Here is a 22,295-nt window from a genome sequence, read left to right on the forward strand (position 1 = left end):
GCATGGTCGAGCGCGCGCAGCGCGGCGGCCCGCACGCCGCATGGCCCGGCCAGTACCGCGAGCGGCAGCGGCTCGCCCGCGCGCGGCGCCCAGTCCGGCGCGGCGAGCCATGCCAGCGGTTCGGTAAACAGCAGCGCGCCGTCGTCGCGCGGCGGATCCTCGCCCGGTTCGTGCCGGACGATCGCTGCGTCGAGCCGCCGTTCGTCGTATTGCGCGAGCAGGTTCGCCGACATCCCCAGGTGCATTTCCAGCGACAGCCCCGGATCCTGCCGGTGCAGGCTGGTCAGCACGGCCGGCAGGTCCGGCACGGCGACGTGCTCGCTGACGCCGAGCGACAGCCTGTGCGTGCCGGCCGAGATTGCGCCGAGCGCCTGGTCGTGCGCGTCGAGCAGCGCGCGGGCGGCCGGCAGGAAGTTCTCGCCGTCGGCCGCGAGCTTGACGACCCGCGGCGTGCGCGCGAGCAGCGGCTTGCCGAGGTGCGCCTCGAGCCGCTTCAGCTTCAGGCTGACGGCCGACTGCGTGGTGCCGAGCGCGTCGGCGGCGCGCGTGAAGCTCGCGAGATCGGCGACCAGCACGAACGCGCGCACCGCATCGAGGTCGAGGACTTTCATTTCAGATGTAAATGGATGAAATATTGATGAATGACTGTTCATTATAGTTATGCGCGCCTAACCTGACGTGGCGTTTTTCGAAAGCCAACGTCACCGAAAGGAGCAGGATCATGCCGTTCACCCGTATCGCAGTACGCGAAGGCAAACCGGCCGCCTACCGCGCGGCACTCGTCGACGGCGTGCATCGCGCGCTGAGGCACACCTTCAACGTGCCCGAGGACGACATTTTCATGGTCGTGACCGAGCACTCGGCCGAGAATTTCTTCTTCGGCCGCCACTACCTCGACATCGAGCGCAGCGACGATCTCGTGATGATCCAGATCACCGCGAACAACACGCGCACGCTGGAGCAGAAGAAGGCGCTGTACCGGACGATCGCCGAGAACCTCGCCGCGCAGCCCGGCGTGCGGCCTCAGGACGTATTCATCAGCCTCGTCGAGGTGCTGAAGGAGGACTGGTCGTTCGGCAACGGCATCGCCCAGTACGTGGTCTGACACGTCGGTTGATGTACGGCAGCGCGGCAGGGCCAGATCGTCGTCCGCGCGCTGGCGCGCCGTGTACTATGGAAGCTGCTTCACTGTCGACGCCGGCGCGCAGGATGCGCCGGCGCTTGTTCATGTGCGGGAGCCCCCATGTCGCGTGTGCTGGAAATCGTGTTGTGCCTGTCGCTCGAAGGTTGGCCGGTCAAGACCGGGAGCCGGGCCCGTGGCGAGCAGCGCGACTTCGGCGCAGAACTTGTCCGCGCGTGGCGAATCTGCCCGCAGGTGCGGATGCGGCGTGGCCACGAACGCGTGACGATCGAGCCGTGCCGGATCGGGGAGGCAGAGCCGAGCCCCGGCGAAAGCTGGTGGACGTGGGTCGAGTCGAATGCGCACGGGCGGCGGGTCGTCGCGTCGCGCACGCACGCGTTCGCGCCCGGCGTCGTCATGCGCGAGCTGTTCGACGCCGAACATGCGGGCATCGTCGTGGCCGGCGAGGGCGCTGAACGGGTGCCCGGCCCCGTCGATGAAGCCGCGGTCGCCGCATCGACCGGGCCAGTGCCGCTGCGGCTCGTCAGCGAGCGGCGGCGCGGGCGATGGGCGGACGACAGCGGCGTCGTGGTCGAGATGACGCTCGACGACGTCACGCTGGACGGCGGCGCCGAGCCGCCGCGCCGTCATGTCGAACTGCGGCTCGCGGCGCCCGACTGGGAAACCGTCGCGGCACGCACCGCGGCATTGCGCGCGCTGTTCGCTGCCGCGCGCGAACTGAGCGGCGCATGGCCTGCATTCGTGCAGCTGACGAGCGTGATCGATCGCGCGTGTGCGGGCGAGCCCGCGGTCGCCGGTCCGATCAAGGCGCAATCCGTCGATCTGACCGGCATCCGCACGCAGCGGGCCGCGCTGTTCGCGCTGTCCGGCGACATCGCCGCGCAATGGCTCGGCAACGAAGCGGGCGTGCTCGAGCGCGACGATCCCGAGTTCGTACACCAGATGCGCGTTGCGCTGCGCCGGCTGCGCACGCTGATGCGCTTCTTTCCGCGCTTCGCGGACGATCGATGGAAGGAAACTTTCGGCGCCGACCTGCGCTGGCTCGCGTCGCTGCTCGGCACCGTGCGCGACTGGGACGTGTTCTCGACCGAGAGCCTGCCCGGGCTGATCGAAGCCGACGGCGGCGGCGCGGACTGGAACGGCACGCTCGATGCGGCGCGCGCGCAGGCGCTGGCCGCGCGCGTCGAACTGCGCCAGGCGCTGCATTCGGCGCGCTATGCGCGGCTCACGCTCGGCTGGCTCGAATGGTTGAGCACGCTCGCGCTGCCGGATGCCGGCGACGACGGCGCGCCGTCGCTGCGGCGTCACGCGACCAAGCGCGTGCGGCGGCTGTTCGGTCATCTGTATGCGTCGCCGTCGCTCACGTCGCTCGATACGGCCGCGCGCCACCGCGTGCGGATCGATGCGAAGCGGCTGCGCTACGCGCTCGAATTCTTCGCGTCGCTGGCGTCGCGTCGCACGCGCACCGAAACGGTCAAGACGCTCGCGCGTGTGCAGAGCGTGCTCGGCGAAGCGAACGACGCGATCGTCGCGCTGCATCATCTCGAGCAACTGGCGGCGCCCGCCTATCAGCTCGGCTTCGTGCGCGGCTACGGCGCCGCGCTGGAACAGCGCGCGGCGCGCGACGCCGAGGCGCTGCTCGCGAGCCTGCGTCCGCCGAAGCTCGATGCCCGATCGCGTTGAGCGGCGCGCTCACTATAATGGCTCCCCGTTTTCTTCGGACAGACCGATGACCGACGCGTCGCCTCCTTCTTCCTCCGCCGCACCGCTCGAACTCGGCGGCGAGCTGTGGCTGTGTGCAGGCGAGCAGACGCTCGGCGGCGCGACCCGCATCGCGCTGCTCGCGGCGATCGGCGAGACCGGTTCGATCACGCGTGCGGCGAAGGCCGTCGGCCTCAGCTACAAGGCCGCGTGGGACGCGATCGACACGATGAACAATCTGGCCGGCGAGCCGCTCGTCACGCGGTCGACCGGCGGCAAGGGCGGCGGCGGCACGACGCTGACGCCGCGCGCGACGTCGCTGATTACGGCGTTCCGTACGATCGAGCGCGAGCATCGCCGTTTCATCGACGCCGCCAGCGCGGCGGTGTCCGGTTTCGACGTCGACTGGGCGCTGATCGGCCGGATCGGGATGAAGACGAGCGCGCGCAACCAGTTGTTCGGCAAGGTCGAGTCGATCGTGCGCGGCACGGTGAACGACGAGGTGACGCTCGTGCTGCCCGGCGGGCAGGCGATCGTCGCGGTGCTCACGCACGAAAGCGCCGACGCGCTTGGCCTGCAGCCGGGCGCCGCTGCATGCGCGCTCGTGAAGGCGTCGTGGGTCGTGCTGGCGGTCGACGACGACGGCGAAGGGGCGTTGAAGGTATCCGCACGGAATCAACTGCGTGGCACCGTCGACGCCGTCGCGGCGGGTGCGGTCAACAGCGAGGTGACGCTGGCGCTCGACGGCGGCGGCACCCTCACGGCGGTGGTCACGAACGACAGCGTTCGCGCGTTGCAGCTGGACACCGGGCGGCGTGCGATTGCGCTGTTCAAGGCATCGAGCGTGATTCTCGCGGTGACGGGCTGAGCGTGCGCGAGGGTGGAGCGGGGGCGGGCCATCGCCGAATTGCATGCTGCGTGCCGAACGCCGAACGCCGCCGCAGATCCACGGCCGACGAGGCGAAACCGGCGCCCCCGACGTGCACGACGCGCCGGCCCCGCTGCCGCATACGGCTTGTTCCATCGTATTCCGCCCCGGGCGGCTTCTCTCAGGCTCCTACATGGCCGCGACGGCCAACCCTTCGCGCTCAGGCGACGCGCGTCGGCCGCTCGGCGTGCGGCGCTGCCGGCTGCACCCGCCCTTCGTTCAACTGCACGACCTGGTCACCGAACGCGGCGACGTCGTCGGGGTCGTGCGAGATGAGCACCATCGGGATGTCGAGCCGCGCTTGCAGTTCGGCGAGCTCATCGCGCATGCGCTGCCGCAGCGCGCCGTCGAGCGCCGCGAACGGCTCGTCGAGCAGCAGGATGCGCGGCTGCGCAACCAGCGCGCGCGCGAGCGCGACGCGCTGCTTCTGTCCGCCCGACAGCTGCGCCGGAAACTGCCCGGCGAGCGTGTCGAGCTCGAACGCCTGCAGCCAGTAAGCGACTTCGGGCGGCACCGTTTTCGCGCGCGGATTGCGCAGCCCGGACGTGAGCCCGAACGCGATGTTCTGGCGCACGTTCAGATGCGGAAACAGCGCGTAATCCTGGAACAGATAAGCGACGCGGCGCGCGCGGGTCGGCACGTCGATGCCGCGCGCGGCGTCGAACAGCGGCTCGCCGTTCAGCGTGATCGTGCCTTCGTCCGGCGACAGCAAGCCGGCGATCGCCTGCAGCGTCATGCTCTTGCCCGCGCCGGACGGCCCGAACAGCACGACCCGCTGCGCATTGGCGGCGAACGACACGTCGAGCGTGAAGCGGCGCTCGGCATTCGCGTAGGTCTTGCGGATATCGACGGCGATGCTCATGCGGACCTCCGTCGTGCGGCGCCGCCCGCGCGCAAGACCGCGTGCGCGGTGTCGGCGCCGGCGCACGTCGCCGCGACCGGCGCGACCGGCGCGGCCCGGCGATGCCGATGCGGACGCAAAAGTCGATGCGGCGTGCGCGTCATGTCGGCTGACTCCGTCCGGCGCGCGACGGCACGAGCCAGCCGGTCGCGAGCAGCACGAGCACGCACGTGATCGACGTGACGAGCACGAGGAAGTTGGCCGTGGCGTCGTCGCCGGCCTGCACCGCCGCGTAGATCGCGACCGACAGCGTCTGCGTGCGGCCGGGCAGGTTGCCGGCGATCATCAGCGTCGCGCCGAATTCGCCGAGCGCGCGCGCGAACGCGAGCAGCGCACCGGCCAGGATGCCGCGCGCGGCAAGCGGCAGCGTCACGCGGAACAACACCGCGGCTTCGCCGAGCCCCAGCGTGCGGGCCGCGCGCTCCAGATGCGGATCGACGCTCTCGAATGCCGCGCGTGCCGATTTCAGGATCAGCGGGAACGCGACCACCATCGACGCGATCACCGCACCTTGCCACGTGAAGACGAGCTCGATGCCGAGCCGGTCGAGCCACGCGCCGAAGACGCCGCGCCGGCCGAGCAGCACGAGCAGGTAGTAGCCGAGCACCGTCGGCGGAAGCACGAGCGGCAGCGTCAGCAGCGAATCGACCACGTCGCGCATCGGCGAACGCCAGCGCGCGAGCACGAACGCAGCGGCGACGCCGAGCACGATGTCGAGCGCGGTCGCCCAGCCGGCGACTTTCAGCGACAGCAGCAGCGGTACCCACGCGTCCTGCATCATCGCGTACTCACTTGCCCGCGGGCTTGAAGCCGAACGTCGACAGCACGGCCTGGCCCTGCGGCGACGCGACGAAGTCGATGAACGACTGCGCCTGCGCGGCATGGCGGCTGTCCTTGACCACCGCGATCGGATAGGTGATGGGCGTCTGCGTCGGTACGGTCAGCGTGACCTTCACGCGGCCGGGCATGATCGCGGCGTCGGTGCCGAACACGAAGCCCGCGTCGACTTCGCCGCGCGCGACGTAATCGAGGCTCTGGCGCACGTTGGCGGCCAGCACGCCCTTCGCGCTGACCGCGTCCCACACGCCTGCCGCGCGTAGCGCCGCTTCGGTGTATCGGCCGACCGGCACCGACGCCGGGTCGCCATACGCGATGCGTTTCACGCCGGGGCCCGTCAGTTCGTTGAGCGACGCCGGCGCGGCCGCGCGGCTGTCCGCCGGCACGATCAGCACGAGCGAGTTCGCGGCGAAATCGCGGCGCGTGCCGGGCACGACGACTTTTTCGGCGACCGCGCGATCCATCGCCTTCTGGTCGGCCGACGCGAACACGTCCGCCGGCGCGCCCTTGGCGATCTGCTGCATCAGCACGTCCGACGCGCCGAAGTTGAACAGCACCTTGGTATCCGGATGCTGCTTCTGGTACGCATCGCCGACCGCCTTGAACGCGTTCGTCAGGCTCGCGGCCGCCGACACGACCAGTTCGTCGGCGGCGCAAGCCGGTGCGCTCGACGCGATTCCTGCGGCGAGCGTGACGAGCGGCAGCAGACGAAGCAGGGTGCGGCGAAGCGGGCGAACGGTCGAGCGCATGGTCGGATCGTTGGAATGGTCGAAAACCGTAATCGTAATATAGCGCGGGCTATAACGCTCGACATACCGCTCATGCGGCGGTGCGCATGCAAACCTTCAGACTGGCAAGGCGGCTGGAACGACGCGTGCGCGGCCGGTCACGCGTGCAGCAGCGGCGCGGGCGATCCGGTGCGGTGCAGCGACGACGGCTGCGACGCCGGCCGGTAATTCGGATTGGCCTTCCATCGGGCGCGCACGAACGGCCGCTCGTGCCCCGACAGCTCCAGCGCCACCCGCGTGACCCAGCGGTGCGACGGCACCGTGATGCCATGCAGCGCGACGGTGACGAGCACGAGGCTCACGACGACCGCCGGCACCGACCACCGGTGCGGCACCGCATGCCACGAGCCGGCGATGAACGCGAGCGCGGCGATCGCGCCGACGATGCAGCCGGTGATCGACTCGGACGGCGAATGCGCGTCGAGCGCGACGCGCGACACGCCGACCGCGATGCCGGCCGCGAGCCCGAGCGCGATGCCGGCGATCCGCACCGGCGTGCGCGTGCGAATCAGCGCGAGGAAGATCGCGACCGGATAGACCGACGTCGACAGCATCGCGTGGCCGCTGAATCCCGTGAAGTCCCACGCGCGGATGCCGATGCCCCAGCCGAGGAACGCGATCTTCGTGAGCGCGACGACGCCGATCGCGGCCGCGAGCACGCCGAGCCATGCGGCGGCGCGCTGCCACGAGTAGCCGAGCGCGAGCCACACGGCGATCGTGATCGCGAGCGGCAAGGTCAGGCCGGCGCCACCGAACGCGGTGATCGTGATCCACAGGTGAGAGGACAGGTCGAACATCGGGAGGGAACGGGCAGAGGCGGGACGAATGCTCAAATCAACGCGCGAGCCGGGAAGAACGACTACAACGGATACAAGCGGTTAGACCCGAGTATAGCGCCGCGTGTGCTCGCGGCCCGTTTTTTGCCCGGCGGGGAACTATCCGCGCGCAGGAAAAATCCCAGAAACAGTGTTATGGTGCATTGCACAAAGTTGAACGATGCACCGACTGTCGTACCCCTATTTTTCCTGACTGCGAGCCTGATCGATGACCAAAAGTCTGACGAAGGTATGGCTGGGCGGCATGAAACGCATGTTGTCTCCGGCCGCCAAACGCGCGGCGCGTGACGCGCAGCGGATCGCGCGCGATGCGCTCGAGGCCGCAGCGTCGCCAGCCGCAACCGCTCCGTCGCCGCCGCGCGAGTCGCGCGTGCGGCCGCGCGTGGCCGCCTGGGCGGCCGGCGAATGGACGCGCGGCGAGCATCCGATGGCGCCGGCGCTGGGCCGCCTGGTCCAGCAGCTCGCTTACGCGCTTTATATACCGCCCGGCCGCTCGCGCGGCCCGAGGCCGCTCGTCGTGATGCTGCACGGCTGCAAGCAGTCGGCCGACGAGTTCGCACACGGTACGCGGATGAACCTGCTGGCCGACCAGCACGGCTTCGCGGTGCTTTACCCCGAGCAGTCGCAGCGCGCGCACGCGCATGGCTGCTGGCACTGGTATGAAGACACCGACCGCGCGGGCCGCGGCGAAGCGGATGCGGTCGCGTCGCTCGTCGATGCCCTCGTCGACGAGCACGGCTTCGACGCGTCGCGGGTCTACGTCGCTGGGCTGTCGGCCGGTGCGGGCCTCGCGGCGCTGCTCGCGCTGCATCATCCGGACCGCTTTGCCGCGGTCGCGCTGCACTCGGGCCCCGCGCTCGGCGAGGCGAATTCCGGCATCACGGCGATGGACGTGATGCGGCGCGGGCTGCGGCAGAACCCGGCCGCTACCGTCGACGCGCTCGTCGACGCCAGTACGTATCCGGGAATGCCTGCGCTGATCGTCCAGGGCGACGGCGATCGCGTCGTCGCGCCGAAGAATGCCGATCAGTTGACGGTGCAGTTCATGCGCCTGAACGGGCTCGCGGATAGCCGCGGCGCGCTGCGCGGCGGCGAGCGCGTGGAAACGCGCGGCGCAGGCGCGCAGATCACCGACGTGCGCCGGGAGGGCGAGACGGTCGTGCGGCTTTGTCACGTGAAGGGGCTCGATCACGCGTGGTCCGGCGGTGACGAGGCGGTGCCGTTTCATGCGGCGGTCGGCCCCGACGCGAGCGCGATGATCTGGTCTTTCTTCGAACAGAATCGTCGCACTGTGGCGACCGAACGACGCACCGTTTGATCGATGCTAGCCAAAGACTAGGGTTTTCCCTATAATTCGGGAAAACCCTAGTCAAAGAACCTTTGGAAAGCGAGATCGATCATGTACCTGCTGAGCCACCTCTTCCTGATGCTGACCAAGAACGCCGAAAAGGCCGCGAAAGAGCGCGCCGACGCGTACCTGGCCGAAGCCACCGACATCTACGATCTCGAATTCCGCATGCGCAAGATCGATCGTGAAGCGGCGATGAACCGTCCGTTCTCGTTCGGCGCGCGTTAAGCAGCGCAGCGCGGGCCGGCGCGCAGCCGGCGTGGCAACGCATTACGCAAGAGGGCGTGTGCGGCAGGCAGCCGCACATGCCCTTTTTGCATTCGGCGTCGAGCGGTGCGTCAGATAACCGTCAGACGCACCGGCACGTTGTTGCGCGTCGCGTTCGAGTACGGACACACGTGGTGCGCCTTGTCGACCAGCGCCTGCGCGTCCGCCTTGTCGAGCCCCGGCAGCGACACGCGCAGTTCGATGTCGAGGCCGAAGCCGCCTGCGTCGTTGGGGCCGATGCCCACTTCCGCGGTGACTTGCGTGTCTGCCGGGAGCGTCTGCTTGTTCTGGCCGGCGACGAATTTCATCGCGCTCAGGAAACAGGCCGAGTAACCTGCGGCAAACAGCTGCTCCGGGTTCGTGCCTTCTGCGCCCGTGCCGCCGAGCTCGCGCGGCGCGGCCAGCTTCACTTCCAGTTTGTTGTCGGCGGATACCGCGCGGCCGTCGCGGCCGCCTGTGCTCGTGGCGCTGGTCTTGTACAGAATGTTCATCGTGCAGCTCCTGTCGGAAGAATGAGAGGAAAGCGGTCCGGGCAAACGCGATGTCGCCGGCCACGGACAAAATATAGAGAACAAATAATTTGTGTGCAAACGAAATTTTGAAGAAAGAGCCCGGGAGCGCCGGGCCCGTCCAGGATCTACCGCGGTTCGCCGGCTTTCGTCAGTCTTCGTTCGACGCCGACAACGCGCTGCGCAGCTGCTGGAGATCCGCGCGCAGCCGGACGAGGAACTCGGGAGTCTGCTGCATCGCGCAAAAGAGTTCGGCGGGCACGGACCGCGCCTTGTCCCTCAGCGCGCGGCCTTCCGCGGTCACGCGTACGTTGACGACGCGCTCATCGGACGCGCTGCGCGCGCGTTCGACATAGCCGAGTGCCTCCAGCCGCTTCAGCAGCGGCGTGACGGTGGCCGGGTCGAGGTCGAGGCGGGCGGCGATGTCCTTCACCGCAATGTCGTCGCGCTCCCACAACACGAGCATCGCCAAATATTGCGGATACGTCAGCGACAGCTTGTCGAGCAACGGCTTGTACGCCTTCGTCATCGCATGCGAAGTCGAGTAGAGCGCGAAGCAGAGTTGCTCGTCGAGCGTCTGGGGCAGCGGGGGCAGGCGGTCCATGATCCGGGGCGCGTGGCTTACGCGCTAACGATTTGCACACAAATCATTTTGCGCGCAAAAGGTCTAGTTGAACAGGAGCGCGCTGCGGGAATCGGCGGCAGGCGCCGGTGGGAGAGGACCGGCGCCGGGGCGACAGGGGAGCAGATCGACGGCCGGCAGCGCACGCGCGGCCGGCCGTGCCGCCGTCAGCGGCCGGACGTGGGCGTCGCGGCGCCCGGCTCCTGCACGCCGAAGCAGCCGCGATACGTCGCGTAGAACGAGCAGTACATCATCGTGACGATGACGATCGTCACCGGCATCATGATCGTCAGCACGTATGCGCCGGCGCCGAGCGCCTGCAGCAGCAGCGACAGGCCGAACGACGTGCCGAGCGCGACGCCGAACCACAGCAGCCCGTACACGACGAATGCGCCGCGATTGCGCCAGCAGCTGACGACGCTGAAGAACAGCGCCTTGGCCGGCGGAATGTCGTGCCACGCGGTGAGCACCGGCGCGAACCAGAAGAGCATCGCGACAGGCGCATAGAGCAGCGTCGCGAACAGCAGCGCGCCGAGCGTGCCCTGCGTGGCGAGCGTTTCGGGTGTCGTGTTCGTGTCGCCCGTCGCGCCGAGCATCATGTGTAGCAGCCCGCCGCCGTCGATGATCGACGACGCGGCGAACACCAGCACCATCAGCACGACATAGACGACGCCGAGCACCAGCAGGCGTTGCGTCGTCGCCGAGCCGTACGAGCGGAAGCCGTCGATCAGGATCGTCGGCATCACCGGCTTGCCGGCCACCGTGTCGCGGCATGCGGCCATGAAGCCGACCGCGATGCCGGGAATGAACAGCAGCGGCAGCGCCGCGCCGATCACCGGCACCATCGACACCAGCGTGATCGCCAGCAGGTACGTGAAGAACAGCGTGATGAACGCGAGCGGATTCCGGCGGAACAGCCAGATGCCTTGACGGAACCAGACATAGCCCGCTTTCGCGGGCACTTCGATCAGTTGCATGCGGTATGGGTCTCGGGAAGCACGGGCGTGTGCGCGATACGCTCACGCAGGATCCGTTCGAAATGACCGGGGTCGTGCGGCTTGAGCATTTCGGCCGCGCGCGGCAGGTAGAAGTCGTACAGGCGCGACACCCAGAAGCGGTACGCGCCCGCGCGCAGCATGTCGCTCCAGTGGCGGCGCTCCTCGGCCGTGAACGGCCGGACCGTCTGGTACGCGCGCACCAGCGCATCCGTGCGCGCGACGTCGAGCACGCCCGTTGCAAGGTCGACGCACCAGTCGTTGACGGTCACCGCGACGTCGAACAGCCATTTGTCGCAACCCGCGAAATAGAAGTCGAAGAAGCCGCCGAGCCGGACCGCATGGCCGGTATCCGGCGCCGCGTGCGCGAACAGCACGTTGTCGCGGAACAGGTCGCAGTGGCACGGGCCGCCGGGCAGGGCCGCGTAGTCGTCGGACGCGAAGAACGCCGTCTGGTGCGCGAGCTCGCCCTCGAGCAGCGCGCGTTGCGCGCCGGAAACGAACGGGACGATCGCCGGTACGTTCTCCTGCCACCACGGCAGGCTGCGCAGGTTCGGCTGCTCGCGCGCATAGTCGCGGCCGGCGAGGTGCAGGCGAGCGAGCATCTGCCCGACCTCGATGCAGTGTTCGACCCCCGGCGCGAGTTCGGCGGCGCCGTCGAGCTTCGTGACGATCGCCGCCGGCTTGCCGTGCAACTCGCCGAACAGCGCGCCGTCATCGCGCGGGACCGGATCCGGCACCGGCACGCCGTGGCTCGCCAGGTGCCGCATCAGGTCCAGGTAGAACGGCAGTTGCTCCGCCGTCAGCTTCTCGAAGATCGTCAGGACGTACTCGCCGCGCGTCGTCGTCAGAAAGAAATTGCTGTTTTCGATGCCGGACGGGATGCCGCGGAACGCCAGCACGTCGCCCAGTTCGTAGTGGCGCATCCATTGCGCGAGATCGGAGTCGGAAACAGCGGTGAAAACGGCCATGCGAGATGCGTCTGATCAGTTGTCGGCACGCGCGGCGGCGTACGGCGCGACAGGAGGTGAACGAGGAGCCTGCGCGCCGCGTCGGAACGGGCGCGGCGCGGCGGGAAATCAGTAGCGCAGGTTGACCGAAGGCAGGCGCGTGACCGGGATGCCCGCGTCGTGCGGCTTCGGCGACGTGTCGAGCGTCGAGCTCATCTGGTAGCGCGTGCCGAAATTCGACTTCACGTCGATCTCGACCGGCTTGCCGCGATCGCGATACTCGGTGACTTCGGTGCCGTTCTTGCTCTTCTCGTGGAAGCTCGGCGTGCGGCGAATGTCCGCGAAGTCGACCTTCGACGTGACTTCGGCGCCCGGCCGGTTGATCTTGCGGAGATCGGGCAGACCGGCGGCTTCGTTGGCCTCGGCCCGCGCCTGTGCATCGGCGTCGGGCGTGCCGCCGGCGGCGTAAGCGGCGCCGGCGGCGGCAAACGTGCCAGCAAACGCGGCGGCAGCGGCGACGAGAATGAGCGGCTTCATGATGAGTCTCCAGTGAACCTGCCGATTTTAGCAAATACTGCGCGCGGGCCGGCCCTCGCGTGCAAGCGGCATGCAAGCGCGCGGCCATGAGCGTGACCGGGTTCCGTGGTAATGTCGTTCGATCAGACGAGGTGATGAAAATGAAGAACGATTTGAGCCGCCGGCACCGGGTGCTGACGCCCGAGAGCCCGCCCGTCGAAGCTTTCGACGATCCCATCGCCGCCGTCGCGCGGCTGTCGGCCATCTACGACACCAATACCGGCTTCCTGCGCGACGCGTTCGCGCGCTATCGCCGCCACGAACCGTTCACCGAGCACGTGCGTGCGTGCTATCCGTTCGTGCGGATCCGTACCGACGTCAACACGCACGTCGATTCGCGCCGGTCGTACGGCTTCGTCGCGGGCCCCGGCGTGTTCGAGACGACCGTCACGCGCCCGGACCTGTTCGCGAACTACTATCGCGAGCAGCTGCGCCTGCTGTCGAAGAACCACCATGTGAAGATCGAGATCGGCGTGTCGTCGCAGCCGATCCCCGTTCATTTTGCGTTTCCCGAAGGCATCCATCTCGAAGGCGAACTCGACCGCGACCGCCTGCTCGCGATGCGCGACATCTTCGACACGCCCGACCTGTCGTACCTCGACGACCGCATCGTCAACGGCACGTTCGAGCCGGCGCCCGGCGAGCCGCATCCGCTCGCGCTGTTCACCGCGGCGCGCGTCGACTTTTCGCTGCACCGGCTGCGCCACTACACGGCGACGTCACCCACGCACTTCCAGAACTACGTGCTCTACACGAATTACCAGTTCTACATCGACGAGTTCGTGAAGCTCGGCCGCACGATGATGACGGAAAGCGACGATCCCGAGGTGCGCGCGTACCGCAGCGAATACAGCGCGTTCGTCGAGCCGGGCGACGTCGTCACGTACAACGCGAACCTCGGCAGCGAGGCGGCCGAGGGCACCGCGCCGCCGCGGCTCCCGCAGATGCCCGCGTATCACCTGAAGCGCGCGGACGGCAGCGGGATCACGATGGTCAACATCGGCGTCGGCCCGTCGAACGCGAAGACGATCACCGACCACATCGCGGTGCTGCGTCCGCATGCATGGGTGATGCTCGGCCACTGCGCGGGCCTGCGCAACACGCAGCGCCTCGGCGACTACGTGCTCGCACACGGTTACGTGCGCGAGGATCACGTGCTCGATGCCGACCTGCCGCTGTGGGTGCCGATCCCGGCGCTCGCGGAAGTGCAGCTCGCGCTGGAGCGCGGCGTGGCAGAGGTCACGCGGCTCGAAGGCGCGGAACTCAAGCGCGTGATGCGCACGGGCACGGTCGCGAGCGTCGACAACCGCAACTGGGAACTGCGCGATCACCGCGAGCCCGTGCAACGGCTGTCGCAAAGCCGCGCGATCGCGCTCGACATGGAAAGCGCGACGATCGCCGCGAACGGGTTCCGCTTCCGCGTGCCGTACGGCACGCTGCTGTGCGTGTCGGACAAGCCGCTGCACGGCGAGCTGAAGCTGCCGGGCATGGCCGACACGTTCTATCGCGGGCAGGTCGATCAACACCTGCAGATCGGTGTGAAGGCGATGGAGATCCTGCGCACGAACGGGCTCGACAAGCTGCATAGCCGCAAATTGCGCAGCTTCGCGGAAGTGGCGTTCCAGTAACGGACTACGCCGCTGGGCCTGCAACGACAAAGGCCGCACGCGAACTCTCGTTCGCGTGCGGCCTCGTTCTTTCCGCTTCGGCGCACGGGCCGATCGGCCCGGCGTTCACGCGTTCAGCATTCGCCCTTCTTCGCGTGTCCCGGCGGGCAGTGATAGCCGCGGCCTTCGCGACCATGATGGCGCTCGTGGTCTTCCCATTCGCGGCGCTCCCAGTAGCGGTGGCCGTCCCAGTAGCGGTCGCCGTGCCAGCCGATCACCACCACGGGCGCAGGCGCGACGACGACCGGCGCAGGCGTGCCGATGTTGACGTCGACGTTGACGGCGTGAGCGAGGCCGGACAGCGAAAGACCGAGGCCGGCGAAGGCCGCGGCGATCAGCGAGCGTTTCATGTTGTTTTCCGTGATGTCGTTGTCGAAAGGCCGGCGCGACGCGATGGACGCGAGGGGGGATCGTTCCACCGGGGGGACGCCACGCCGACGACAGCAAGTGTGCGGGTGCGGCGCGAAAAAGGCGAGACGAGTTTGTTACGGCGGATTGTCGCGACGCAGGCCGGGCCGCGGAATGGCAGCCCGCACGATTTGACATTGACGCGCCGCAGGCGCGGAGCGTGGCAACCGCGTCGAGCGATGCGGGCCATGCGGATTTGACATTCGGCGGTGCGCGGCGGCACCGCGCGAATAATGCGATGTTACAAATGACACGCGGCAGGCGGCGAAATCGCCGGGCCTGCCGCGCGCGAAGCGAGATGCCGACCGTGAAGCCGGCCATCGACATCGATCGAATTACAGATAGAACATGCGGTCTTCTTCGGGCGGCGGCGGGTGATCGTCGCCACCGTCCGAGCCTTCTTCGTCGCCGCTGTCCTCGTAGAACGCGAGCACCGCGTCGAGCACCTGGTCGGGATCGTCGATCACCTGCATCAGGTCCATGTCTTCCGGATTGATGAGGCCGTTCGGAATCAGCTGGTCGCGGAACCATTGCAGCAGCCCCTTCCAGAACTCGCTGCCGACGAGAATGATCGGCACGAGGCGCGACTTCTTCGTCTGGATCAGCGTGAGCACTTCGGACAGTTCGTCGAGCGTGCCGAAGCCGCCCGGCATCACGATCACCGCGTCGGAGTTCTTCACGAACGTGACCTTGCGCGTGAAGAAATGGCGGAAGCGCAGCGAGATGTCCTGGTAGTGGTTGCCGGCCTGCTCGTGCGGCAATTCGATGTTCAGGCCGACCGACGGCGCCTTGCCGGCGTGCGCGCCCTTGTTCGCGGCTTCCATGATGCCGGGGCCGCCGCCGGAGATCACGGCGAAGCCGGCGTCGGACAGCTTGCGTGCGATCTGCACCGCGAGCTTGTAGTGCGGCGTGTCGGGTTTCAGACGGGCAGAACCGTAGATGCTGACGGCCGGGCGGATCTCCGACAGGTACTCGGTCGCCTCGATAAACTCTGCCATAATCGTGAACATCTGCCACGATGCGCGCGCCTTCTTGGCCGTCGCGCGTTCTTGATCTGCGAGCGAACGCAGACTCGGAATCACTTTTCTCTTGTTCATAATGCCTGAAGAACGAAATCTGGAAGGTAAGACCCTGCTATTGGTTGACGGTTCGAGCTATCTGTATCGGGCTTACCATGCGATGCCTGATTTGCGTGGCCCTGGCGGGGAGCCGACCGGAGCGCTCTACGGAATCATCAACATGCTGCGCCGTATGCGCAAGGAAGTCAGTGCAGAGTATAGCGCTTGCGTGTTCGATGCAAAGGGCAAGACGTTCCGCGACGACCTTTATGCCGACTATAAGGCAAACCGGCCTTCGATGCCGCCCGACCTCGCGTTGCAGGTCGAGCCGATCCACGGCGCGGTGCGCGCGCTCGGCTGGCCGCTGCTGATGGTCGAGGGCGTCGAGGCTGACGACGTGATCGGCACGCTCGCGCGCGAAGCCGAGCGGCACGGGATGAACGTGATCGTGTCGACCGGCGACAAGGATCTCGCGCAGCTCGTGACCGATCGCGTCACGCTCGTCAACACGATGACGAACGAAACGCTCGATCGCGAGGGCGTGATCTCGAAGTTCGGCGTGCCGCCCGAGCGCATCATCGATTACCTCGCGCTGATCGGCGACACCGTCGACAACGTGCCGGGCGTCGAGAAGTGCGGGCCGAAGACGGCCGTGAAGTGGCTGTCGCAATACGACAGTCTCGACGGCGTGATCGAACATGCGGGCGAGATCAAGGGCGTGGTCGGCGACAACCTGCGCCGCGCGCTCGATTTCCTGCCGCTCGGCCGCAAGCTCGTGACCGTCGATACATCATGCGATCTCGCGCCGCATCTCGAATCGATCGAAGCGTCGCTGAAGACGGACGGCGAAGCGCGCGACCTGCTGCGCGACATCTTCGCGCGCTACGGCTTCAAGACGTGGTTGCGCGAAGTCGAGAGCGCGCCCGCCGAAGGCGGCGGCGCCGATGCGCCGGAAGGCGATCCCGCGCCGGTGGTGGCGACGGACGTCGTCCGCGAATACGACACGATCCAGACCTGGGAGCAGTTCGACGCGTGGTTCGCGAAGATCGATGCGGCCGCACTGACCGCGTTCGACACCGAAACCACGTCGCTGGATCCGATGACCGCACGGCTCGTCGGCCTGTCGTTCGCGGTCGAGCCGGGCAAGGCTGCGTATCTGCCGGTCGCGCATCGCGGCCCCGACGTGCCCGAGCAGCTGCCGCTCGACGACGTGCTCGCGCGTCTGAAGCCGTGGCTCGAATCGGCCGATCGCAAGAAGGTCGGCCAGCACCTGAAGTACGACGCGCAGGTGCTCGCGAACTACGACATCGCACTGAACGGCATCGAGCATGACACGCTGCTCGAATCGTACGTGCTCGAATCGCACCGCACGCACGACATGGACAGCCTCGCGCTGCGTCATCTGGGCGTCAAGACGATCAAGTACGAAGACGTTGCCGGCAAGGGCGCGAAGCAGATCGGCTTCGACGAGGTCGCGCTCGACCAGGCCGCTGCGTACGCGGCCGAAGATGCGGACATCACGCTGCAACTGCATCACGCGATGTATCCGCAGGTCGCGCGCGAACCGGGCCTCGAGCGCGTGTACCGCGACATCGAGATGCCGGTATCGCTCGTGCTGCGCAAGATGGAGCGCACCGGCGTGCTGATCGACGACGCGCTGCTGCAGGCGCAAAGCAGCGAGATCGCGACGCGGCTGATCGAACTCGAAGGGCAGGCGTACGAACTGGCCGGCGGCGAATTCAATCTCGGCTCGCCGAAGCAGATCGGGCAGATCTTCTTCGAGAAGCTGCAGTTGCCGGTCGTGAAGAAGACGCCGAGCGGCGCACCGTCGACCGACGAAGAAGTGCTGCAGAAACTGGCCGAGGATTATCCGCTGCCGAAGCTGCTGCTCGAGCATCGCGGGCTGTCGAAGCTGAAGTCGACGTACACCGACAAGCTGCCGCGCATGGTGAACCCGGCGACGGGCCGCGTGCACACGAACTACGCGCAGGCCGTCGCCGTCACCGGCCGGCTTGCATCGAACGATCCCAATCTTCAGAACATTCCGGTGCGCACGGCCGAAGGCCGGCGGATCCGCGAAGCGTTCATCGCATCGCCGGGCCATAGGATCGTGTCGGCCGACTATTCGCAGATCGAACTGCGGATCATGGCGCACATCTCCGGCGACGCGTCGCTGCTGCGCGCGTTCTCGCAGGGCGAGGACATTCACCGCGCGACGGCCGCCGAAGTGTTCGGCGTGACGCCGCTGGAAGTCAACTCCGACCAGCGCCGGATCGCGAAGGTGATCAACTTCGGGCTGATCTACGGGATGAGCGCGTTCGGCCTCGCATCGAACCTCGGCATCACGCGCGATGCGGCGAAGCTCTATATCGACCGCTATTTCGCGCGCTACCCCGGTGTCGCGCAGTACATGGAGGACACGCGCGCCGCCGCGAAGGACAAGGGTTACGTCGAAACCGTTTTCGGCCGCCGTCTGTGGCTGCCGGAGATCAACGGCGGCAACGGGCCGCGCCGGCAGGCCGCCGAGCGCGCGGCAATCAATGCACCGATGCAGGGCACCGCGGCCGATCTGATCAAGCTGTCGATGATCGCGGTGGACGGCTGGCTCACGCGCGACCGGCTCGCGTCGCGGATGATCATGCAGGTGCACGATGAACTGGTGCTCGAAGTGCCCGACGACGAACTGCCGCTCGTGCGCGAGAAGCTGCCGGAAATGATGTGCGGGGTCGCGAAGCTGAAGGTGCCGCTGGTCGCCGAAGTCGGTGCCGGCGCGAACTGGGAAGAGGCACACTGACGCACCCCCGCGCGAACCCCGTTTCCCGCGGCATATTGTTGCAGGGATGCTGAATATCGAGATGGTTTGCTTGTCGTCAACGCGCAAGCTCCCGGACAATGCACATCAGTCAGGTCATTGTCGCGGGGCGGCGCGCTGCGCGTTCCGCTTTCCGGTATCGCGCGCATCGAAGTGCTTCGAACTGCACAACGATGATGTCCGGACCGGTTAATCCAACGGGCGGCGCGAACGGATCGCGTCTGCATCGTCCGGCGGCAGCAGTTTCGAATCGCAAAGGGGGAATCAGATGCATCGGATCATCATCGTAGGGGGTGGCGCGGGCGGCCTGGAACTGGCGACGCGGCTCGGCGACCGTTACGGTGCGCGTGGCAATCGTCCCGCGCGTGCGCTGGTCACACTCGTCGACCGCAATCCGACCCACATCTGGAAGCCGCTGCTGCACGAAGTCGCGGCCGGCAGCATGGACCCGTTCACGCAGGAGCTCGAATACGCGGCGCAGGCGCGCTGGCATGGCTTCGAGTTTCAGCAGGGCGAATTGACCGCGCTCGACCGCGCGGCGAAGCGCATCACGCTGTCGCCGGTCAACGACAGCGACGGCGAGGAACTGTTGCCCGCGCGCGACCTGGAATACGACACGCTGGTGATCGCGATCGGCAGTACGACCCACTTCTTCGGCGTGCAGGGCGCGGCCGAAAACGCGATCGCGCTCGATACGGTGGGCGAGGCCGAGCGCTTCCGCAAGCGCTTGATCGCCGCGTGCATGCGCGCCGAGCATCAGGCGCCAGTGGAGCCCGCGCCCGGTGCGGCGGCCGAGCCGCGCATCCAGGTCGTGATCGTCGGCGGCGGTGCGACCGGCGTCGAATTGTCTGCGGAGCTGCGCAATACCGCGCAGGTGTTGTCCGTGTACGGGCTGCACAAGCTCGATCCGCGGCACGACGTCGGGATCGTGCTGATCGAATCGGGGCCGCGCATTCTGCCGGCGTTGCAGGAGCGCGTGTCGACCGCAACGGCCGAGCTGCTCGAAAAACTCGGCGTGCGGCTGATGCTGTCGGAGCGGGTGACCGAGGTCGGGCCCGGTGTCGTGCATACCGCGAGCGGCAAGGCGGTGCGCGCGGATCTCACGGTCTGGGCGGCCGGCATCAAGGCGCCGGCGGTGCTGTCGCATCTCGACGGCCTGCAGGTCAACAAGCTCGGCCAGCTCGACGTACGCCGCACGCTGCAGACCTTCACCGACGACAACGTGTTCGCGCTCGGCGACTGCGCGGCTTGCGCGTGGCCGGGCAACGAACGCAACGTGCCGCCGCGCGCACAGGCCGCGCACCAGCAGGCGAGCTTCCTGCTGAACGCGATCGGCTGCCGGCTCGACGGCCGGCCGCTGCCCGAATTCACGTATCGCGATTTCGGCTCGCTCGTGTCGCTCGGCCACTTCAGTGCGGTCGGCAACCTGATGGGGGGGCTGATCGGCGGCAACATGCTGATCGAAGGGCTGTTCGCGCGGTTCATGTACATGTCGCTGTACCGGCTGCACATCGCGGCGCTCCACGGCTATCCGCGGATGATGCTCGATACGGTCGCGCACTGGTTGCGCCGCACGACGCTGCCGCGCGTCAAGCTGCACTGACACGGGCGGACGGTTTCGCACGGACGGGCAGGAAGCGCGCATCGAGCGGGTTTCGTGCCCGTAGTCGTTTCGGGAACGCGATGATCGCGCATGCGCATGCGGCGCCGTTTGCCGCACGCGGTTCTTCGTTGCATGCGCACGCATTCGGTCGCGCAACGGCGCTCGGCTGCTGTGCGGCGCGTGCGGACGGCACCGCGCGGTCGCCACGTCGGTGCCGCGATCGACGCGACCGGCTCACGCGTTCGTAATCGAGTCTTACACATCTGACAGTTGACGCGACAACGGAATATTGGGCATCTTGTCCGGGTTTTCGCGTGGCGGCGGGGTGCCAACCGCCGCGACATCCGCGCCGTCCGCCGGCGCGATGCCCCGTCGGGCCCGGTTCGCGGCCTCGGCGGCGGCGCCCAATCGAGGAGTGCATTCATGTTGAAACCCGAAGTCGACAGCCTGGTTCCCCACGTTCCGTTCTCGCGCCGCAAGTTCATGCAGGCCGCGCTCGGCGGCACCTTCGCGGCGGCGGTGCTGCCCGTATCGGCGCAGACGGTCACGACCGACGCCGCCGGCCTGGACGTCGACACCATCGAGATCCGCTCGGGCGATGCGAGCATCCCCGCGTACCGCGCGCAACCGGTCGACAAGACGAACCTGCCGGTCGTCATCGTGATCCACGAGATCTTCGGCGTGCACGCGCATATCGCGGACGTGTGCCGCCGCTTCGCGAAGCTCGGGTATCTGGCGATCGCGCCCGACCTGTTTGCGCGGCAGGGCAACGCGGCAAAGTATCCGACGATGAAGGAACTGTACGACCACATCATCAGCAAGGTGCCGGACCGTCAGGTCACGGAGGATCTCGACGCGACCGTCGCGTGGGCCGGCAAGAACGGCGGCGACCTGTCGCGTGTCGGCGTGACGGGGTTCTGCTGGGGCGGCCGTCAGGCGTGGCTGTATGCGGAGCACAATCCGCATGTGCGCGCGGCCGTCGCGTGGTACGGGTTCGTCGAGGGCAAGACCGACGAGATGACGCCGTTCAATCCGGTCGACCATGCGTCGTTGCTGAAGGTGCCGGTGCTGGGGCTGTACGGCGAGAAGGATACGAACATCACGCAGGCATCGCTCGCCGACATGCGCAAGGCGATCCAGACGAGCGATTCGCCGCTCGCTCGCCAGTCGGAGATCGTCGTGTATCCGGATGCCGGTCACGCGTTCTTCGCCGACTACCGGCCGAGTTACGTGAAAGGCGATGCCGAGGACGGCTGGAAGCGCGCGATCGAGTGGTTCCACAAGTACGGCGTGATGTAAACGCCGAACGGCGGCAACTGTCGCGGCCGCATCGGCCGCCGCGGCATCGGCCGCCGCGGCATCCTCGTCGCGCCGCGCGAGTGCTTACGGATTCGGGCCGGTTGCGATCGGCCGCGACGGATCGGCGCTCCATTCGCTCCACGAGCCCGGATACAGCGACGCGCCGTGCAGCCCCGCGACCTCGAGTGCGAGCGCGTTGTGGCATGCGGTCACGCCGGACCCGCATTGCAGGATCACGTTGTTCGGCTCGGTGCCGGCCAGCAGCGCGGTGAACGTCTCGCGCAGTTCATGGCCGCTCTTGAAGCGGCCGTCGGCGGTCAGGTTGTCCTTGAAGAAACGGTTGCGTGCGCCGGGGATGTGGCCGCCGACACGATCGATCGTTTCGTTTTCGCCGCGATAGCGGTCCGGCGCACGCGCATCGATCACGACGCGCGTGGCCGACGTCACGTTCGCGAGCACGGCCGCCGCGTCGACCGTCGAGTCGAGCGGCGCCCCCGCGCGGAAGTCGCCCGCGGCCGGGTGCGGCACGTCGGCCGTCAGCGGCTGGCCGGCTGCTTCCCATGCCTGCAGGCCGCCGTCGAGCACCGCGACGGAATCGTGCCCGAGCCAGCGCAGCAGCCACCACAGCCGCGCCGCATACGCACCGCCTTGCGCGTCGTAGGCAACGACCTGCTGGCCCTGCCTGACGCCGCGGTTCGCCATCAGCGTGGCGAACGCATCGCGCGTCGGCAGCGGATGGCGGCCGTTGGTGCCGGTCTTGCGGCCGGACAGGTCGCGGTCGAGATGAAGATATTGCGCGCCCGGAATGTGGCCGGCTGCATAGGCGGCTTCCCCCGCGGCCGGATCGACGAGGTCGAAGCGGCAGTCGAACACGGCGACGCTGCCCGGCGCCGCGGCCAGACGCTCGGCGAGATTCGCTGCGGAGATGAGCGTGGTGTAGTGGGTGTGTGGCATGACGGCTCCCTGGAGTGCAAACGGCCTGATACTCCAAGTCTAAACAAAAAAAGACGGGCCGAAACCCGTCTTTTCATATGCCGAATCCCGTGCGG

Annotated in this window: 22 protein-coding genes; 9 read left to right on the top strand and 13 right to left on the bottom strand. The window is 67.7% G+C overall.

Annotated features, from left to right (window positions below):
- The coding region (locus BSE24067_RS23115; RefSeq protein ID WP_174904866.1) for a LysR family transcriptional regulator at positions 1-611 on the bottom strand (611 nt) is incomplete at its 3' end.
- Positions 612-721: 110 nt separating this feature from the next.
- Between BSE24067_RS23115 and BSE24067_RS23120 the strand changes: the two genes are divergently transcribed.
- The 3 genes from BSE24067_RS23120 (at position 722) to BSE24067_RS23130 (ending at position 3,710) form a co-directional block, all read left to right on the top strand.
- Positions 722-1,105 carry a tautomerase family protein gene (locus BSE24067_RS23120; RefSeq protein ID WP_151062487.1) on the top strand — a complete coding sequence of 128 codons (384 nt, stop codon included), beginning with the start codon at positions 722-724 and terminating at the stop codon, positions 1,103-1,105.
- Positions 1,106-1,243: 138 nt separating this feature from the next.
- Positions 1,244-2,824, top strand: a complete 1,581-nt coding sequence (locus BSE24067_RS23125; protein ID WP_151062486.1) for a CHAD domain-containing protein — start codon at positions 1,244-1,246, stop codon at positions 2,822-2,824.
- A 46-nt stretch (positions 2,825-2,870) separates the two neighbouring features.
- Positions 2,871-3,710 (top strand): TOBE domain-containing protein, encoded by an 840-nt coding sequence (locus BSE24067_RS23130; protein ID WP_151062485.1) that lies wholly within the window; start codon positions 2,871-2,873, stop codon positions 3,708-3,710.
- Between the two features lie 220 nt (positions 3,711-3,930).
- Here BSE24067_RS23130 and BSE24067_RS23135 read toward each other — a convergent pair whose 3' ends face one another.
- The 4 genes from BSE24067_RS23135 to BSE24067_RS23150 form a co-directional block, all read right to left on the bottom strand.
- On the bottom strand, positions 3,931-4,632 hold the full coding sequence (locus BSE24067_RS23135) for a sulfate/molybdate ABC transporter ATP-binding protein (protein WP_151062484.1): 702 nt from the start codon (positions 4,630-4,632) through the stop codon (positions 3,931-3,933).
- A 139-nt stretch (positions 4,633-4,771) separates the two neighbouring features.
- Positions 4,772-5,449, bottom strand: coding sequence for a molybdate ABC transporter permease subunit (gene modB / locus BSE24067_RS23140; protein WP_151062508.1), 678 nt, complete (start codon positions 5,447-5,449; stop codon positions 4,772-4,774).
- Between the two features lie 10 nt (positions 5,450-5,459).
- Positions 5,460-6,257, bottom strand: coding sequence for a molybdate ABC transporter substrate-binding protein (modA, locus tag BSE24067_RS23145; protein ID WP_151062483.1), 798 nt, complete (start codon positions 6,255-6,257; stop codon positions 5,460-5,462).
- Positions 6,258-6,394: 137 nt separating this feature from the next.
- Complete coding sequence (locus BSE24067_RS23150; RefSeq protein ID WP_151062482.1) at positions 6,395-7,093, bottom strand: phosphatase PAP2 family protein; 699 nt, start codon at positions 7,091-7,093, stop codon at positions 6,395-6,397.
- 247 nt (positions 7,094-7,340) lie between these two features.
- Here BSE24067_RS23150 and BSE24067_RS23155 point away from each other — a divergent pair, with 247 nt between their 5' ends.
- Positions 7,341-8,450 carry an extracellular catalytic domain type 1 short-chain-length polyhydroxyalkanoate depolymerase gene (locus BSE24067_RS23155; RefSeq protein WP_151062481.1) on the top strand — a complete coding sequence of 370 codons (1,110 nt, stop codon included), beginning with the start codon at positions 7,341-7,343 and terminating at the stop codon, positions 8,448-8,450.
- Positions 8,451-8,531: 81 nt separating this feature from the next.
- Entirely contained in the window at positions 8,532-8,708 is a 177-nt protein-coding gene (locus BSE24067_RS23160) for a DUF3563 family protein (protein WP_151062480.1), read from the top strand.
- Between the two features lie 110 nt (positions 8,709-8,818).
- Here BSE24067_RS23160 and BSE24067_RS23165 read toward each other — a convergent pair whose 3' ends face one another.
- The 5 genes from BSE24067_RS23165 to BSE24067_RS23185 form a co-directional block, all read right to left on the bottom strand.
- Positions 8,819-9,238: an organic hydroperoxide resistance protein gene (locus BSE24067_RS23165; protein ID WP_006753396.1), complete on the bottom strand. Its 420-nt coding sequence runs from the start codon at positions 9,236-9,238 to the stop codon at positions 8,819-8,821.
- Positions 9,239-9,407: 169 nt separating this feature from the next.
- On the bottom strand, positions 9,408-9,860 hold the full coding sequence (locus BSE24067_RS23170) for a MarR family winged helix-turn-helix transcriptional regulator (protein WP_151062479.1): 453 nt from the start codon (positions 9,858-9,860) through the stop codon (positions 9,408-9,410).
- Between the two features lie 185 nt (positions 9,861-10,045).
- Complete coding sequence (locus tag BSE24067_RS23175) at positions 10,046-10,855, bottom strand: BPSS1780 family membrane protein (RefSeq protein ID WP_151062478.1); 810 nt, start codon at positions 10,853-10,855, stop codon at positions 10,046-10,048.
- Complete coding sequence (locus BSE24067_RS23180) at positions 10,846-11,844, bottom strand: homoserine kinase (protein WP_151062477.1); 999 nt, start codon at positions 11,842-11,844, stop codon at positions 10,846-10,848. The genes BSE24067_RS23175 and BSE24067_RS23180 overlap by 10 nt, the downstream gene beginning before the upstream one ends.
- Positions 11,845-11,952: 108 nt before the next feature.
- Positions 11,953-12,360 (bottom strand): hypothetical protein, encoded by a 408-nt coding sequence (locus BSE24067_RS23185; RefSeq protein WP_151062476.1) that lies wholly within the window; start codon positions 12,358-12,360, stop codon positions 11,953-11,955.
- A gap of 140 nt (positions 12,361-12,500) precedes the next feature.
- Here BSE24067_RS23185 and BSE24067_RS23190 point away from each other — a divergent pair, with 140 nt between their 5' ends.
- Positions 12,501-14,027 carry an AMP nucleosidase gene (locus tag BSE24067_RS23190; protein WP_151062475.1) on the top strand — a complete coding sequence of 509 codons (1,527 nt, stop codon included), beginning with the start codon at positions 12,501-12,503 and terminating at the stop codon, positions 14,025-14,027.
- Between the two features lie 113 nt (positions 14,028-14,140).
- On the opposite strand, the gene BSE24067_RS23195 is transcribed toward BSE24067_RS23190, so the two are convergent.
- Together BSE24067_RS23195 and BSE24067_RS23200 are read right to left on the bottom strand one after the other, a co-directional pair.
- Positions 14,141-14,416: a hypothetical protein gene (locus BSE24067_RS23195; RefSeq protein ID WP_151062474.1), complete on the bottom strand. Its 276-nt coding sequence runs from the start codon at positions 14,414-14,416 to the stop codon at positions 14,141-14,143.
- A 393-nt stretch (positions 14,417-14,809) separates the two neighbouring features.
- Positions 14,810-15,571: an LOG family protein gene (locus BSE24067_RS23200; protein ID WP_151062473.1), complete on the bottom strand. Its 762-nt coding sequence runs from the start codon at positions 15,569-15,571 to the stop codon at positions 14,810-14,812.
- 1 nt (position 15,572) lies between these two features.
- Between BSE24067_RS23200 and polA the strand changes: the two genes are divergently transcribed.
- The 3 genes from polA to BSE24067_RS23215 all read left to right on the top strand — a co-directional run bounded on the left by polA (position 15,573) and on the right by BSE24067_RS23215 (position 21,246).
- Positions 15,573-18,326: a DNA polymerase I gene (gene polA, locus BSE24067_RS23205; RefSeq protein ID WP_151062472.1), complete on the top strand. Its 2,754-nt coding sequence runs from the start codon at positions 15,573-15,575 to the stop codon at positions 18,324-18,326.
- 286 nt (positions 18,327-18,612) lie between these two features.
- Entirely contained in the window at positions 18,613-19,947 is a 1,335-nt protein-coding gene (locus BSE24067_RS23210; RefSeq protein WP_151062471.1) for an NAD(P)/FAD-dependent oxidoreductase, read from the top strand.
- Between the two features lie 423 nt (positions 19,948-20,370).
- A complete protein-coding gene (locus BSE24067_RS23215; protein ID WP_151062470.1) occupies positions 20,371-21,246 on the top strand; it encodes a dienelactone hydrolase family protein in 876 nt (291 codons plus the stop codon).
- Between the two features lie 84 nt (positions 21,247-21,330).
- Here BSE24067_RS23215 and BSE24067_RS23220 read toward each other — a convergent pair whose 3' ends face one another.
- The gene (locus tag BSE24067_RS23220) at positions 21,331-22,200 is read right to left on the bottom strand and encodes a sulfurtransferase (protein WP_151062469.1); all 870 of its coding nucleotides are present in this window, start codon (positions 22,198-22,200) and stop codon (positions 21,331-21,333) included.
- Between the last annotated feature and the right edge of the window lie 95 nt (positions 22,201-22,295).

The organism is Burkholderia latens (genome assembly GCF_902499045.1).
Classification (GTDB): domain Bacteria; phylum Pseudomonadota; class Gammaproteobacteria; order Burkholderiales; family Burkholderiaceae; genus Burkholderia; species Burkholderia latens.

Bases quoted from the DNA above. Each gene is read 5' to 3' on its own strand.
- BSE24067_RS23120 (WP_151062487.1), top strand. From the start codon at position 722: ATGCCGTTCACCCGTATCGCAGTACGCGAAGGCAAACCGGCCGCCTAC.
- BSE24067_RS23125 (WP_151062486.1), top strand. From the start codon at position 1,244: ATGTCGCGTGTGCTGGAAATCGTGTTGTGCCTGTCGCTCGAAGGTTGG.
- BSE24067_RS23130 (WP_151062485.1), top strand. From the start codon at position 2,871: ATGACCGACGCGTCGCCTCCTTCTTCCTCCGCCGCACCGCTCGAACTC.
- BSE24067_RS23135 (WP_151062484.1), bottom strand. From the start codon at position 4,632: ATGAGCATCGCCGTCGATATCCGCAAGACCTACGCGAATGCCGAGCGC.
- modB (WP_151062508.1), bottom strand. From the start codon at position 5,449: ATGCAGGACGCGTGGGTACCGCTGCTGCTGTCGCTGAAAGTCGCCGGC.
- modA (WP_151062483.1), bottom strand. From the start codon at position 6,257: ATGCGCTCGACCGTTCGCCCGCTTCGCCGCACCCTGCTTCGTCTGCTG.
- BSE24067_RS23150 (WP_151062482.1), bottom strand. From the start codon at position 7,093: ATGTTCGACCTGTCCTCTCACCTGTGGATCACGATCACCGCGTTCGGT.
- BSE24067_RS23155 (WP_151062481.1), top strand. From the start codon at position 7,341: ATGACCAAAAGTCTGACGAAGGTATGGCTGGGCGGCATGAAACGCATG.
- BSE24067_RS23160 (WP_151062480.1), top strand. From the start codon at position 8,532: ATGTACCTGCTGAGCCACCTCTTCCTGATGCTGACCAAGAACGCCGAA.
- BSE24067_RS23165 (WP_006753396.1), bottom strand. From the start codon at position 9,238: ATGAACATTCTGTACAAGACCAGCGCCACGAGCACAGGCGGCCGCGAC.
- BSE24067_RS23170 (WP_151062479.1), bottom strand. From the start codon at position 9,860: ATGGACCGCCTGCCCCCGCTGCCCCAGACGCTCGACGAGCAACTCTGC.
- BSE24067_RS23175 (WP_151062478.1), bottom strand. From the start codon at position 10,855: ATGCAACTGATCGAAGTGCCCGCGAAAGCGGGCTATGTCTGGTTCCGT.
- BSE24067_RS23180 (WP_151062477.1), bottom strand. From the start codon at position 11,844: ATGGCCGTTTTCACCGCTGTTTCCGACTCCGATCTCGCGCAATGGATG.
- BSE24067_RS23185 (WP_151062476.1), bottom strand. From the start codon at position 12,360: ATGAAGCCGCTCATTCTCGTCGCCGCTGCCGCCGCGTTTGCTGGCACG.
- BSE24067_RS23190 (WP_151062475.1), top strand. From the start codon at position 12,501: ATGAAGAACGATTTGAGCCGCCGGCACCGGGTGCTGACGCCCGAGAGC.
- BSE24067_RS23195 (WP_151062474.1), bottom strand. From the start codon at position 14,416: ATGAAACGCTCGCTGATCGCCGCGGCCTTCGCCGGCCTCGGTCTTTCG.
- BSE24067_RS23200 (WP_151062473.1), bottom strand. From the start codon at position 15,571: ATGAACAAGAGAAAAGTGATTCCGAGTCTGCGTTCGCTCGCAGATCAA.
- polA (WP_151062472.1), top strand. From the start codon at position 15,573: ATGCCTGAAGAACGAAATCTGGAAGGTAAGACCCTGCTATTGGTTGAC.
- BSE24067_RS23210 (WP_151062471.1), top strand. From the start codon at position 18,613: ATGCATCGGATCATCATCGTAGGGGGTGGCGCGGGCGGCCTGGAACTG.
- BSE24067_RS23215 (WP_151062470.1), top strand. From the start codon at position 20,371: ATGTTGAAACCCGAAGTCGACAGCCTGGTTCCCCACGTTCCGTTCTCG.
- BSE24067_RS23220 (WP_151062469.1), bottom strand. From the start codon at position 22,200: ATGCCACACACCCACTACACCACGCTCATCTCCGCAGCGAATCTCGCC.